General features: G+C 37.7%; 8 protein-coding genes, 1 riboswitch and 1 other annotated feature. Of the genes, 7 read left to right on the top strand and 1 reads right to left on the bottom strand.

What is annotated here, in order from left to right; all coding sequences use genetic code 11:
- The first annotated feature begins 45 nt into the window (after positions 1-45).
- The 3 genes from G585_RS18240 to G585_RS0113860 all read left to right on the top strand — a co-directional run bounded on the left by G585_RS18240 (position 46) and on the right by G585_RS0113860 (position 9,069).
- Entirely contained in the window at positions 46-7,389 is a 7,344-nt protein-coding gene (locus tag G585_RS18240; RefSeq protein ID WP_022775797.1) for a hypothetical protein, read from the top strand.
- Between the two features lie 53 nt (positions 7,390-7,442).
- Positions 7,443-7,539, top strand: a riboswitch (THF riboswitch).
- Between the two features lie 73 nt (positions 7,540-7,612).
- Positions 7,613-8,182: a folate family ECF transporter S component gene (locus G585_RS0113865; RefSeq protein WP_022775795.1), complete on the top strand. Its 570-nt coding sequence runs from the start codon at positions 7,613-7,615 to the stop codon at positions 8,180-8,182.
- A gap of 32 nt (positions 8,183-8,214) precedes the next feature.
- Entirely contained in the window at positions 8,215-9,069 is an 855-nt protein-coding gene (locus tag G585_RS0113860) for a PHP domain-containing protein (RefSeq protein WP_022775794.1), read from the top strand.
- Between the two features lie 48 nt (positions 9,070-9,117).
- Here G585_RS0113860 and G585_RS0113855 read toward each other — a convergent pair whose 3' ends face one another.
- Positions 9,118-10,851, bottom strand: coding sequence for a sensor domain-containing diguanylate cyclase (locus tag G585_RS0113855; protein WP_022775793.1), 1,734 nt, complete (start codon positions 10,849-10,851; stop codon positions 9,118-9,120).
- 127 nt (positions 10,852-10,978) lie between these two features.
- Positions 10,979-11,245: a binding site (T-box leader), on the top strand.
- A gap of 58 nt (positions 11,246-11,303) precedes the next feature.
- Here G585_RS0113855 and tyrS point away from each other — a divergent pair.
- The 4 genes from tyrS to G585_RS0113835 all read left to right on the top strand — a co-directional run bounded on the left by tyrS (position 11,304) and on the right by G585_RS0113835 (position 15,373).
- Positions 11,304-12,524, top strand: coding sequence for a tyrosine--tRNA ligase (gene tyrS, locus G585_RS0113850; RefSeq protein WP_022775791.1), 1,221 nt, complete (start codon positions 11,304-11,306; stop codon positions 12,522-12,524).
- A gap of 59 nt (positions 12,525-12,583) precedes the next feature.
- Complete coding sequence (locus tag G585_RS0113845; RefSeq protein WP_022775790.1) at positions 12,584-14,410, top strand: alpha-galactosidase; 1,827 nt, start codon at positions 12,584-12,586, stop codon at positions 14,408-14,410.
- Positions 14,411-14,412: 2 nt separating this feature from the next.
- Entirely contained in the window at positions 14,413-14,796 is a 384-nt protein-coding gene (locus G585_RS0113840; RefSeq protein WP_022775789.1) for a hypothetical protein, read from the top strand.
- A gap of 76 nt (positions 14,797-14,872) precedes the next feature.
- Entirely contained in the window at positions 14,873-15,373 is a 501-nt protein-coding gene (locus G585_RS0113835; RefSeq protein ID WP_022775787.1) for a hypothetical protein, read from the top strand.
- Positions 15,374-15,760 lie beyond the last annotated feature (387 nt).

The following is a 15,760-nucleotide window of genomic DNA, read 5'->3' as shown; positions in this document are numbered from 1 at the left end:
GAACTTTTTGACACTTTTGGATATAAAAATTTTGGAGACATAAAAATGCCAAACGAATATTTAAATGATCAGCGAAAAGTTTTCAATATAGAGCTAACAGAGGAATTGTATAACAGGCATCAGGATGAGGCCTGGGATGTAGTTAATTCTTTTAATAAGACTACATCAATTACAAATATAAAGGGATCTAAAAAAGCAAAATATGATCTGATGAATCTGTCTGAACTTCGGAATCAGCTGCTTAATGAAAAAGGCAGCAAGTCGGAGACTTTTTCTCGGATGACAGATGAAGTTGATAAATTGATCAAACTGGCTGCTTCAAAGGGAGTTTATGATGACAGAGAGCTTGGTCAGACCAGGGCGTCTTTCTTTGACACGTTTTATAGGTCAAAAGAGGCTGTCAACAGATATTTATTTTCACATTCCGGATATCACATGTTTGATAAGGGAGAACGCAGGTATCAGATTGCCCTCAGAATAAAGAGCATTTTCAATGAGATGGAAAGGCTGGTTGAGGAAAAAGCAAGTGCTCTCAATGAAAAAGAAGCCCGTTTGATCGAATACAAGAGTAACGGCTATACACAGCAAGAAATGGAGGATGCTGAAAAAGCTTATGGAGTCAATGCTTTGGCGGCAGATGTCAATAAACTAATAGAAACAGGATTACTTGACTCAAACCTTCCTAAGGAGCAACTTGATAAATCTTTGGAAAACTGGGCTCTGAATGATTACACTGCATATATTTCAAAGCTTGTGGAAGGTAAAAAACTTACTACTGAAGATGATAAGAACAATTTAATCGCTTTTTTGGAGGATAAAAATAATCGTCTTCTTGCAAATAAGATTGCTTTTCCGCTGATCCTTGATAAAAGGAAAGATATTACCCTTGGTATGCCTTGGGTTAGAGAAGAGTTAAGTGATCATATAGAGATGGAAACAAATGAAGAGGATTTTTTCTTAAAGCCTCAGGAATTTATAAAAAAAGTTGATGCGATATGTGACAATTATATGACAGCCAGCAGTGAGATTATTGAAAAATACGATAAAAGACGTGAGGTGATATTTGGAGCTCTAAAGATATCAAAAGAGTCAGCAAATGCTTACCGCTACTTGGCGATGGAGATGATGATAACGGCTGAAAGTGATGAGCAGTTTAAGGACTTGCTTGACACTTTTAAAGATCATACGAAAGATACTGATGATTATATAGAGCAGCAACTTAAAAAGAGGTGCTCTGATGCTACAAGGGATAGGGTGAGAGAAAAGCTCTATGAGCACCTCGGTTCTTTTAGAGTGTTTGGAACAAGGGATCAGGTCCTTGCCCAGACAGACATTTTTTTGGAGATGCTGCAATATGTTTCTCCGGATGAGTACAGAGTTGAAAGGCGCCTTCGAAAGCTCTTGGACGACTTTGGACTTGAGGAAAGCTATAGAGATGTTTTGCTTAATGCTCTGACGCATTCAGCCCCGAACATGCTTTTAAATGCTGATGATATCGATTGGAAAAGTGACGGAAAAAAGATCGCTGAAAGGATACATAAGAACAGGGAATCTGCCCACAAGCTTATGGAGAAAAAAGGGCGGCTTCTTACTAAAAGTCAATGGTCGGAAATCGAAGAAAAGGCAATCAGTAATTCCGCTTTTGCAAGTGGTGATTTTAAGCTTGAGCTATATGCTATTATTTCACGCAAAGAAAATGGAAAGAAGTATTCTCTTAGAGAATACAGAGAAAATAAGTGTTGGGATGATGAGGGCAAGCTTCCTTATATGCTAAAAAAGATAAGTATTGAGCAGAAGCGCTTAGATGATCTGGGTGATAAGCTGGATAAAAAATTCCTGGTTCATCTATCGGGAGATGGGAAAAACACTTATCTTCCATACCGCCCTTATAGTATGGCCTATAAGAACAAAAATGATGACCTGATAGAACAGGAAAAACTGGAAAACAGCAGGTTTGAAAATAGAAAAGACCAGTTAAAGGAAGTTCTTTTATCAGGCGGCGTTAATGAAAATGAATTAGAGTCATATTATCAAAAATTTAAGTGGTTCATGTCAGGACTTACAGATATTACTGAAGATATGAGCCCTGATACGAAACTTGTAGCTAAAAGAAGAAATATTGAGAGATTTGGAGTAATAAGCTTTGAAGAAGCTCTTTTACAGATAAAAGCTCTAGGCGCGGGCATTAAGGATATTGATAATCAAAAAGAGGTAAAAGAAGCAAGGAATATTTATGAAAAAGGTGTAAAGGCCCTTGAGAATTATGATGGCGAAAAGTATAAGGAATTTGTGCCTTTTATCATCAATATTCCTGAAGTTTATGCGGAGCTATTGAAAGGAGAGGAATCTTTTAGAAGCTTTATTGAAGATACATTGGATGGGAAACTTTCTGATTTCCTAATGGGATGCAATAAGGCTGGTAAACACGATTCCGCGTATAAAGGAAAAACAAAATATGTAATATCCGGGGCTGCAAGGCAAATATATGCCCACATGTTTATAAGAGGAATTTATGAAGGGACTCTGAAAGGAGACTCTGATTTTTATGCAAAACAGCTTGATGATTTTCAGAGTAAATTATTTAAGCTTTCTGCAAAAGGCGGCATCAGCGTAAATAGTGCAATTAAGCTGGCCTCAAAACAGATAGATAAAAAGCTTGAGAAAGAAAAACTAAATAGCAATGAAGCAAGACTTTTAAAGCTTTCAGTTATGCAGGAATTATATGCTAAGGTCGAAAAAATCGAGGATTTTCAGGAAATTACAAATAAAAAATCCTGTAAGGACTTTGTGAGCAGAAAATTTGATGAGCTGAAAAAAAGATTACAAAGTACACCAAACGAAGCTGAAATTCTAAATAACATCAAGACTTTCATGGATTCTGAAGTAGATGATAACGACCAGGAGGTTATAGAAGATATCAGCACCAAGAAAGAAAATGGAAGACTTGAGAGACTGAAATTCCTAAAGATCAATGATTACGTATTGAATGAGATAAGGCAGGGAAAGACTTTAGTAAGAGTTACCGGTAAGGGACAAAAGGCAATTACTATTGATGAGTCCCGTATTGATAAAATGCGCGGAAGAGTGGACAAATACTGTGATGAGCTTGACCTCCCACAGGTTCTTAAGGATGCGCTTATAGAGAGAGGTGCTGCAGGCGGGATTATTCCTGGTATTACAGATACCTATGGAAATTCAGAAGCTCTTTTTAACCATGCCCTTGTTATGAGAAGATTGTATGACCTGCTAAAGACTGATCAGGTGAATGATAGGGGGATGGGCGAAGAAGAAGTTCTGATGTTTATCGTAAAATGTTATGGTAACTCAGATCTTATTAATAAATGGTTTGATAAGCCGGAAAATCTTAACACTCAGGAAATAAGAAAGAGTAAGGAATTAAAGATTTTCAGGAATAATTACAAGAAGCTTCAAAAACTTGAGAAAATAGAATCAGATGATCCATCATTGCAGCAGGAAATAGATGAGATTCGAAAGAATCTCAGAACTATGCTCATTACCGGCATGGGTGGTCGTGATGAGAATAACAAGACAGTAAAAGGGACAGATGCTGATCTTGAAGAGAATTCGAAGCATATTGGAGAGATCATTGATAAGAGCGCAGCCTACATAGATTATTGGAAGAAAGTAATGGAGGTGATTCGCCCAGGTTTTATTGATATATATAAAGAGAGCGCTGATCCGGCTATGCAAAATAAGAATTTTAGTCTGCCACAGAGCTATGTTGACAGGCTTATGTTCTCTCTTCGACAGTATTTCATGGAAGATGTGGTCAATGAACTTAATAGTGATCACGAGTTCAGTGCTGAATTTTGGAAAAACAGACTGGAATTATTCAGAAAAAAAGAATACAGAAATAATCTATATTCACAGTCAAATGCAGTCACTAGTTCTGATTTCATACAGAAGGAGCAGACAGCCCTTACAGATGACACTGCTGATGAGAAAGCTATTGCAAGTCTTATCAGAGCAAATCTGTATCTTTTCAAAGGCAAGGCAAATAAGTATGATGCTCTTGATGATGAGCAAAAAAAGCTTTTTGCTATTGGTCTTATGTTCCTTGATAGTAGTGCGATAGGCCTCGGAACAGAAGGAACTATGGCTCTTACTGAGGCAACGGAGAAAAAGAACAAAAAGCTTACTGCAATTCAGGCGGAGCTGGAAAAATATGTAAGCGGACAGGAATATCATTTTGATATCAACTACAGAGAGGCTTTAAATAAGCTTTTGGACTTTGGTATTTCAGGAGTAGGCTTATCAGACTTTAAGATTTCAGAGGCTGCATATGATAAAGCGATGAAATTTGCCATGAAAATATCAGAACAAAAGAGTATTTATGGCGAAAAGGATGTTGAGCGTATATCAGACAGCTACGCTTCTGTTTTTAGTGCATATACGAAGTTTGGTAAAAAACAGCTTGCCCATATTGATGCCTTAAGAGGCAGGACTCTGACTGTCACTGATTTAAAGAGAAGACTTATTGATTTTGCAGTAAAGGATAAACTTAGTAAAAAAGCTATTTTGCAAAAAGCATTAAAAGCTTCTAAAGATAAGTTTTATCTTGGACCTTTAGTTGGATTTGCACAGGCAGGCGCTATAGATGAATCAATTGCCCTAAACAGAAGGATGAACAGGATCATAAAGCGCTTTAAAGAAATGAGCGATGGTGATCTAAAGATATTTGTTCGAATCCTTCAGGACAGAACTGCCATAGATAAGAGCTGCATTAAGACTGATGGGGCGCCTTTATACGTAGATCAAAATAAAAGAGATGCTCTTTTGGAAACTTTATCAGGAGATCCTGATATCAGTGCTGATGTTCTGGCAGGCTTTGATGACAGTGAATCCTGCTTTAAGGCTTTTACAACTGTGCTAAGTTTTCAGCTAAGAGATGATAAGAATTTTAGTGGAAAAGACCTGACAAAAGACTGCTTTAAGAAAAACTCTTTAAATAGAGATACAACAGTGGACTGGGAGCTCATTGAGAATGCCTTTAAATTTATTGATGAGATCATGGAAAAGAAGACCGGTATACAGGCCCTTAAGAACCATGGCGAGCTTATAAAGTATGCAGGTAATGAAAAAGCATTTGAAAGAAATGAGAAATTAAAGCAAAAATATTCAAATAAAGCCGATTTTAAGCTTCAGAATTTTGAAGACCTTGTAAAAGAACATGCTGAAAAAGACAATAGTGATGGAAATAGAAAAGATATTGATAATGCCCTTGCGGGATATTATTCTCTAACAGACCAGCAAAAGATCTTGTTCTTTAAGGCTCTTTGTAACAGAGGAATTCTTGATATCTCCAAAAAGAATTACAAAAGTAACCTGTTTAATTTAAAAGACAGGAATTATGTGGATCCTGCTGCCCGTGACAAGCTGATTGATCAGTATATTGAAGCAAATCTTGAAGATAACATTGGTTTGTCCCTTGAGAACGATGAATACTACAGGGCCATGGAAGCTCTTTACACTACACAGATTTCAGACAGGGTAAGGCTCACAAAAGAAAAAAATATAAATGATATTTTTTCTTTTGAGCGAAATCTGTTTATGAAAAGATCTACTGCCATAGACTGGAAGCTTTTTAAGAGGGCACTGAACTTTGTAAACAGAGCAACAGAGGAGCTTGAGATTACTGAAGGAAATGCCCTTCTTTATCGAGGTGCAGGAGAACTTTATAAAAATGGCAGGATAAAAATGAACTATGGATTTTTGCGTCGGAACTTCCATAGGACAGGTAATCAATGGGCGAGGCTTATTTCTTTCAATGGTTTATCCACGGCTAAAACTGTAGGCATTTCGCCAATTAATTCTACCGGCAAGCAATTAGATAAGCTTTGTAAAAGCATAAAGACTTTGGGAAGTGTATCTAAAGCTATAGGCTTTGCTGATTCAGGTTACATAGTAAGTGGAGTTAATAAGCTTGGCAAGAATTTGAATGAGGTTAAGCACGACGTCAAAACTCTTGAAAAAAATAGCACTGAGTGCTACATAAAACTGCAGGAACAAATCGATTCAATTATTTTTGAAAATAACTCAGTAACTGCGATAGTAGATAAGCTCAAGAGTTTTACAAATGAGTATTTACTGCTGGATAAAGTCTTTGGTGAATCGAAACTTTTGACAGATAAGAAACATGTGAATCCTGACATGAAAAATATTGTCGAGAAAAACGCAAAGGGCGTTGTATTGGATTCAAATAAGGGAGATATAAGAGACGACATTAAAAACGCGTACGATACTTATGATAGCGTAAAAAGTACCTACGAGAGTGTTAAAAAAATTCATGATATGGCACTAAATAAGATACCTATCAAAAAGGTACGAGAGTTTGTCCGTCTTATGGAATACTCAGTTGAAAAAGCTGCATACAAGTTTGCCAATGACAAGCTGTTTAAAGGTAAGTTAGACCCTAATGCTACTGATAAGCTTAAAACGATGAAGGATGCAGTTGATAACTATGTGACTGAAACCTTCGATAAAATAGCAGGGAGAGTTGGAGTAAGTGCAAAAAAAATAACTAAATACGCGAAGGCTGTAAATGCTTTCAAAAAGAGTACACAGCTTCGAATCGATAGTGCTATGAGAAGTGTAAACCTTGTAAAAAAGGCGGCTGATGATGTTATGAACATTGCAAGCTATGCCTCTAATATCAGTGCTATTGATCAGACAAAAAAGCAAAGTGAAAACTTTAAGACTATTGATATAGGCAAACTTGAGAATGCTAAAACAAATGGAAGACTTGATGAAGGCCAGCTGAAGAAAGCCAGGAACGCTGCAGATAAAAACCAGGGAATGGCGGATCTTTCCATGAATATTAGTAAGACTATGCAGAAAATGGGACTTGGTATGACTACCATAAAAGTTGCGACAAGGATTATCAGTGCTGCTGTTGATATATCCGGATTTACAGATGGCATGATTTCCAAAGCGGTCAATTGTGGACTTGCCTTTGCTATGTTTGCAATCCGCGTACTTACTGATAAAAACGCGCTTAAGGAATATTACACTCAGACCGATGCAGGAAAGAGAGAAGTTGAGAAGATCAGGAACGGATATATAAATGTGGGAAAAACAAAACTCCTAAATGAGTTTAATAAAGAAACTGATCCAAAGACTGCCTCAACAGATCTTATCAGTATGATATCCCAAGCCAAGGGATATGAAGATACATCAGAGCTTGTAGCAAATACCGGTATGTCAATGGCTCAATCAATCATATTCAGTGCCAGTGAGTTTAATCCTATGGGACAGTCAAAAGTGATGGCAATCACTGTCATGAGTGTAATGGGACTTAGTCATCTGATAGGTAATACATCACCGGGAGCTGTTGAGCAGCTTTATAATGCATTTAAGATGAAACGTTAAAAAACCTTTGACCTGGCTGATGTTATGATGTATTATGAATGGCAAATAATAAATGCAGAGTAGAAATTTAAGCGTTAAGTGCCGGGTGAACAGGGAGTTGTCATCAGGACGAAGGATTTTTCCGCGGTTTAAGTTTCGCATCCCGCTGCTACATCAATGGAATATCTGAAACTTTGAATATCCCCCGATGTGGTAATGGAAAACTGCAAAGGAGGATATTTTTATGTTAAATCAAACAGCTAAACAGACAGTATCAGGCAAATCTTATTTTTCATCAGTTTCAAGGCTTAAAGAAACAAAAGTCCTTACTTTTTGCGGTATGATGGGCGCCCTTTCGGTTATTTTGGGCTATGTGGCCACCATCAAATTCGGACAGTACATAAGGATTGGCTTTTCCGGACTTCCAAATCAGATAGTTGACTATCTCTTTGGACCATGGATAGGAGCAATCTTTGGTGGAGCCATGGATGTTATCAAATGGTTTGCATCCGGAGACGGAGACTTCTTTATAGGCTTCACTATAACAGCAATGATCGGCGCTATCATTTATGGACTTTTTATCTATAACAAGCCTCTTAAGCTCTGGAGAGTCATTGCGGCTCAGGCTTGTGTTAAGATTGTATGCAATATCATACTTAACACTCTTTGGCTTAATATGCTCTATGGAAAGGCAATTGCTGTGATACTTCCGGGAAGACTTATTTCCAATGCTGTGATGCTTCCGGTTGATACAATTATCATGTATCTGATGCTCCAGGTTGTAAAAAAGGTGATCAAGCCATATTTTGATTGATATTTAGTTTTGAAAGGCGGAACTTCAGGCAAATGAGAGGAATTGATCTTCATACGCATTCAAATTGTTCAGATGGTACATATAGCGTAAAAGAACTGATAGATTATGCTCATGAAAAGAATCTTGCTGCAATTGCTCTTACTGATCATGACACGGTCATTGGTCTTGACGAAGCTATTGATTACACAGGTAAAACATACAGTGATATTGAATTTATTCCAGGAATTGAGTTCTCTACTGTAAATGAAGGAAAAGACGTTCATGTAGTTGGCCTGTATATTGATCATCATAATGAAGAATTTCAGAGAAGACTTCAGGCTTTTGCAGATTCAAGGCGTGAACGCAATGAAAAAATGTGTAGGAAACTGACTGAAGAAGCAGGACTCCCCATAAGCTATGATGAGCTTCTTGAGGCTTTTCCCAATGCTGTTATTACAAGGGCACATTACGCAAAGCTCATGCTTGATAAAGGTTATGTTAATTCAAGGCAGGAGGTTTTTGATAAATATATAGGAGACCATTGTAAATACTATGTTCCGAGGGAAAATATCACTCCTGAGGATGCGATTGAACTTATTCTTTTAGCTGGTGGAGTGCCAATTTTAGCCCATCCTATTTTGTATCATATGAGTGATGAAAAGCTTGAAGCTTTGGTAGTAAGGCTGATAGATGCCGGCCTTAAGGGAATAGAAGCTATTTATTCCACCTATGAACCGGCAGAAGAGAGGCAGATAAGAAATCTTGCTCATAAGTATGACCTTTTGATAAGTGGTGGATCAGATTTTCATGGTGCCAATAAACCTAAGATTGATCTTGGAGTTGGATATGGAAAGATGTTCATTCCGGAGGAATTACTGACAGATATAAAAAATGCAAGAGAACGTTAAATTGGATAAAAAAGAATGCCGTAATTTAGGCATTCTTTTTTATTTGAATCATAAATCGCTGCAAAGCTGATTCTTACCATTGTTTTTTGCTTTATAAAGAAGTTCATCAACGCGGCTTATAGTCTGAAGAATTGTTTCATCCTCTTTATGTCTGGTTGCACCGGCACTTATAGTAAGTGTATAGTTTATGCCAAGAAGCTGGTCAACATTTTTGATCATTTCTTCAGTATTTGATTTTACATAATCTGCAGTGCGGTCTGTTACGAGCATTATAAATTCTTCACCGCCCCAGCGACCACATTCAAAACCTTCATTGCAGATGATCTTTTCTTTTATATATGAAGCAATAGTCTTTAGGGCGTTATCGCCTTCAATATGACCATAAGTATCGTTTATATTCTTGAAGTTATCTATGTCAAACATTATAAGAAACCAATCTGAAGAGTTATCTGTTTCATAGATGATTCTTTCAATGGCTCCTCTGTTTAAAAGACCTGTAAGAGCATCATGGGAAGCCTTATAGAGCATATCGTTTAGCTGGTTGTTTTTCTCCATGAGCTCTTCAGTAATCGTGTTGATAAATACTGCAAGCCTTGCAGTTATCGGCATACTTGAAGATGCCATATTCGGACCTTCTTCGATATGGTCTATTTCCTGTTTTTCTCCTTCGCGCATGGAAGCAGTGACTATTGAAAGATTATTCAGGATGGTCTTGCCTTTAAAACGCATTATCTCGCCGAGAGCACTAAATCCGGCAGCTTCCATATGCTTTGAGATCTCAACGATCTCAATATTGTCCTGTTCGCCCCAAAAGAGCTTACGACCAAAACAGTTATATATGGTAATTGCCTGTGGTGCAAAGTCTCGTATAAGCTGGCCTGCCTGTTTGGTGTGTTTCATTATTCTTAATGGGTCGCCATAAGTAAGACGGATATTGCTTCCAACAGGAACATTAGTAGACATCACGATTGATCCGTCAGGATTTACAGATTTGGCATGGCGGATGTATACAGTTTCGTCATTTACCTGAACTTCCCATGGGAATTCCAAAGCGTCATAGAAGAAGTTTGGACCTTTTTTTATGTTGAGATAATGGCTGTAAACATCATAAGCAGGCTTTCCGTCAAGCTCATAAACAACGTTTCCCTCTGCCTTTGTTACATGAAGGGGGTAGCCAATAGCTTTCCAGCCAAACATTCTGTTTGTCTGGATATGAAGCTCTTTTCCACTATATAAAACAAGGAAAACACCCTCTGTATGGTAGTCGTTGTCATCAGTGAAAATAAAGGGCTTGTTATCATCATCACCTACTGCAATGGCACCAAATACCTCAATGTTATCAGGGAGAGAATCGACAGTATGACTTGCCTTATCAAACATCACGTCAGAGTTTGCACATACGATCTCAATTCCCTTTAAGTCAGGAATTTCTTTTATGATATCAAAGAAAACTTGTGAACAGTCTTTGTGGAAATCATAAAAAGAGAGAACCTTAACCTGGGTAGACGGATCATCAAATACTGTAAGCGTAATAACGCATTCGTTGTAATCTATGCTTCCATTAATGATTTCTCCTATAGCACTACAGCCGACAATAGGTACACCGGGAAGCTCTATATTGAGAATCTTTTGAATCCTGTCCAATTTGTAGTAAACAGACTTATCAGTATAGGGTGCGTATATGTGAATGATTGCATTGCCATCACGTAAATCGACATTTTGTGCCCATTCTCTGATATTAGGTATAAATCTTGGATTAAATGTTGTTTGAAATAGTTTCAATTGCATTACTCCCAATGATTCTAATTTATTATGTGGTCTTATTTTACTACAAATCTATTTTTAAAACTACAAATAAACGCTTGACATAATATTTTTAAATTATTAAAATTTGTTAAGAAATTAAATATTAAAGGCTGTGACCGGAATAAGTAAGAATCGAAATCTGACAACAGAGAATTGCTGGTTGGTGAGAAGCGTAAGTTAAGAGCGATGATGAATACCTCCGTGAGCTGCTGGAACGAATTCTTTTTTACCATGAGATATTAGTTTCAGACGGTGACTGACCGTTACATCAGTAGAGTATCATTCAGGTTTTTTGAATCGTACTTATTGAGGCGCATTGCGTGAGCATAGCGTGAATGAAGGTGGTAACACGGATTATTTCGTCCTTCGCAACAAATTATGTTGCGAAGGACTTTTTTCTTCGCAATGACTTTTATTGGAGGTGCATTATGCAGATTTTTGAGGAACTTAAGGCAAGAGGTCTTATTGCTCAGGTTACAGATGAAGAGCATATCAGAGACCTTGTAAACAATGGTAAGGCAACATTCTATATTGGCTTTGACTGTACAGCAGATTCACTTACAGCAGGTCATTTCATGGCTCTTACACTTATGAAGAGACTTCAGGAAGCCGGCAATAAGCCAATCGCTCTTATTGGTGGCGGAACAACAATGATCGGTGATCCATCAGGAAGAACTGATATGAGAAAGATGCTCACAAGAGAGGATATTGACCACAATGCTGCCTGCTTTAAGCGTCAGATGGAGAAATTTATCGATTTCTCAGATGGCAAGGCTTTAATGGTAAACAATGCTGACTGGCTCATGAACCTTAACTACATTGAGCTCTTAAGAGAGGTTGGAGCTTGCTTTTCTGTTAACAACATGCTTCGTGCAGAGTGCTACAAGCAGCGTATGGAAAAGGGACTCAGCTTCCTTGAATTCAACTACATGATCATGCAGTCATACGACTTCTACTACATGTTCCAGAAATACAACTGTAATCTGGAATTTGGTGGAGACGATCAGTGGAGCAATATGCTTGGTGGTACAGAGCTTATCCGCAGAAAGCTTGGTCAGGATGCTCACGCTATGACAATCACTCTTTTAACTGATTCTCAGGGTAAAAAGATGGGTAAGACAGCCGGAAACGCTGTATGGCTTGATCCTAACAAGACATCACCATTTGATTTCTACCAGTACTGGAGAAACGTTGATGATGCTGATGTTGATAAGTGCATCAAGATGCTCACATTTATTCCTATCGAGGAAATCCTTGAAATGGAGAAGTGGGATCCTAGCAGAGTCAATGAGAAGAAAGAAATCCTTGCATTTGAGCTTACAGCACTTGTACATGGTAAAGAGGAAGCTCAGAAGGCACAGGATGGAGCAAGATCCCTTTTTGCAGGCGGCGGAGATGCTGCAAATGTTCCTGCTACAAGCCTTAAGGAAGAGGACTTCAGAGATGGAAACATCGATGTCCTTCAGGTTCTTGTTTCTGCAGGCCTTTGTGCTACAAGAAGTGAGGCAAGACGCGCTGTTGAACAGGGCGGCGTAACTGTAGCAGATGAAAAGGTTACAGATGTAAAGGCAACTTATGACAAGGCATTTTTTGCAGATGGAGTTATGGTAAGAAAAGGAAAGAAATCCTTTAAGAAGGTTTCATTCTAAAATTAATTAACAAAAAGCCGTAGTATTAAAAACTACGGCTTTTTTAGGAGAGGTAAAAAATGGGGTATGAAAACTTAAGACCGGATACGATAGAGTCAGCTGGAAGGTATGACTCTTTTGATGACGGCAAAGTAATGTTTGGGAAACAAAAAAATAAGCTTCCGGCAATGGGGTGGAACAGTTGGAATGCATTTGGAAGTGGCAATACTGAGGCTCTTACGAAAATAATGGCTGATAAGTTTATAGAACTTGGTCTTGATAAACTTGGCTATGAGTACATTATTTTAGATGATGGATGTTATAAATCCGAAAGAGTTGACGACAAGCTTTCTAATGAAGAAGTTAAGTTCCCAAGCGGGTTTAAGGCGCTTTCTGATTATATCCATGAAAGAGGTCTTAAATTTGGGATGTACAATGACATAGGAACCAATCTTTGCGCAGGCGCACAGGTTGGAACCTGCGGGCACGAAGCCCTGGATGCTGCAAGCTATATAGAGTGGGGCGTTGACTTCTTGAAGGTAGATAACTGTTATTATCCTTTTGACAATGCAACTTTTTCAAATGCTGAAAATGCGAGATACACCTTTGCTCCAAATATTAGAGCTATAAAGCTTTGTTCAGCTGATGGCTCTTTTGAAAAGATATACTCTGCTGTTAAAGACGGAGCTATAACAGGGAGAATTGCACAAAAGGTGGATAGTGGTGACTATGTTACAAAAATAGGTACCTTTGATGGAACAGGACCGGATAATACACCGGTGGGACTTCAGAGCAGTGAACTTGTATTTGAAGTCGATGCTCCGACTGATGGTGAATATTTTATTTTTGTAGAATATGCAACCGGAAAAGAGGAGGGCGTTGGAGAATGGATCCAGATAATGACCGAAGGAGAAATGGTATTTGACGGCTTTCTTAAAGAAACTGAAAGCCCTGCTTCTTTTGTCTGGCCAACTGAATCTTTCGATAAAGAAAGCGGATTTGGCTGCAGGCTGCACAAGGGCATGAACAAAGTCAGGATAATGAACCACAGAAGGCAGGAGAATACGCTTAATTCTTATGGACGTCTGTTAAAAGAGCTTAAGAAGTTAGCGCCTGATAAGGATATCTATTATTCTGCCTGCGAGTGGGGAAAGACACAGCCTCAAAATTGGGGCAGGAAGGTTTGCGATTCCTGGAGAATCTTAAATGATATCACTTTCAGAGTTGGAAGTGATGGGAATCCTGGCCATGGTGACTGGGCTTCCGATTACACACCGGGTGTAGCTGTACAGTACAATAAGGCGGTTATCATGGATGAATTTGCAGGTCTTTCAAAGGGGTGGAATGATCCTGATATGCTTATGATCGGTATGGATGGTCTTAATGAAACTCAGTGCAGGACGCATATGGCTATGTGGTGTATGATGAATTCACCATTGATGATTGGACTTGACCTTAGAAGAGTAAGTAAAGGAGACTGGATCTATAACATCATCTCCAATGAAAAGCTTATTTCTTTAAATCAGGATAAACTTGGAATTCAGGCAAAGAGAGTTTATTCGAGCCTTGCAGCGGAAGATCCTTCAAAAGAGTACATAAGAGACAATGACAGAGTAGATATTCTTGTTAAGCCTCTTTTTGGAGACAGATTTGCTGTTAGTTTTATCAATCTAAGTGATAAAGATAAGAAAGATACCTATAAGATTACTGTAAAAGATATAATAAAGGCTTTTAGTGGTAGCGAAAAGGGCGAATATTTCAAGGTATTTGAAAATGCAAAGAAAATGGAAGCTCTTGATGTTTACACTGATGATACATTTACAATTTTGGATGGATGTATTGAAGTATCAAACCTTAAGGCTTTTGATAATATAACTTTTATTGTTTCGCTTTCTGATGAGAAGTAATTATGAATTGTAAGGACTTTACAAATAAACTTATAGATTTATATCAGAATAAAAACAACCAGGAGCTTTCTTATGAAGCTCTTGGTCCATTTTTATGTGAAATAATAGAAAGTAGTGGAGTTGTATATAAAATGCCACTTCGCAGGAATACTATGGCCAGAGTACTCCATGAGTTTTATAAAAATGTCCTGAAAGAAAAGGATCTTGATTGGGGAGACGCAGGGACTTTTCCTGATATTTATGACTGCAAAGTTTGTGCCAATCCGCTTGCCCAGTGCTATGTAAGAGGCCTGATAAAACCCAGAAAATCAGGCAAAGCGTTCATTTTGGGAGCAGATGACATCGTTTCAGAAGATGAAATTTCTTATATTTTTTCTTTGATCTAAAATCTTTTGCCACATATTTTTTTCCTTCGTATAAATATTTGTAATCAAAAATATGACATTTTGGAGGAAAAAAATTATGAAGAAAATCGGATTGTTAATGGCAGGTGTTGTTTTAGCAGTATCTCTTACAGCTTGTGCAAGTGAGTCAACATCAACAACAAGCTTTAATGTAACAACAACTACAGATGAGGGTACAACGGAATACAATTATTCATCTGAATATGCAAATGGTGAATTTTCATCAACAGAAGAATACACAGAATACAACAATGATATTAACTGTAATATAGTAGATGGTGTTGCTTATATATCTGCTCCATACAGGACAGACCTTTGGTGTGAAGAGATTGTTTATGTTGATGATGTAGAGATATGTGATACAGATTCTGAAGATGGCGTTTATTACGCATCAAATCTTCCTATCATTCAGGATGGTACTACAAAGATCTTTGTAGCTCAGTATGACGAAGAAGATGGTGAGGCCTTTGCATATGCAGTTTTTTCACTTACTGTTGAAAATGGAAAGTTTGCAACAGTTGATGAGGCATATATTGTTGACAGTATAGATGAAATATAACTTCATAAAACATACTTTATTGTAAACGGACGCAGACGAATTGAAAGTGTAGATATAGCTCTGTTCACTCTGATATTTTTCAATGTGATAAATTGGACATAAAACACCCACAAAAGACTTGTTTCATACTTATTCAGAACACAAGTCTTTTGTGGGTTTATTTATATCCATTTATCATCATTTCAAAATAAATCATTCACATCACTATACCTACACTTTCAGTTCGTCTGCTGTGCTTGCAAAAAATTAAGTCTTTATATGAGTAGTAAGCTATGATACATTTATGGTTTTTGCTAAAAGCACAGTAGTTTGTCATACTATTCATGTATCCTCCTCCTTTGTATTTAGTCCAAGAAATATCATATTTGTATGAGTATGAGAAGGATA

It is taken from the genome of Butyrivibrio sp. AE2015, from assembly GCF_000420825.1.
GTDB lineage: Bacteria > Bacillota > Clostridia > Lachnospirales > Lachnospiraceae > Butyrivibrio.
The sequence above is the reverse complement of the archived record's forward strand: the minus strand, read 5'-3'. Positions and strand labels throughout refer to the sequence as shown.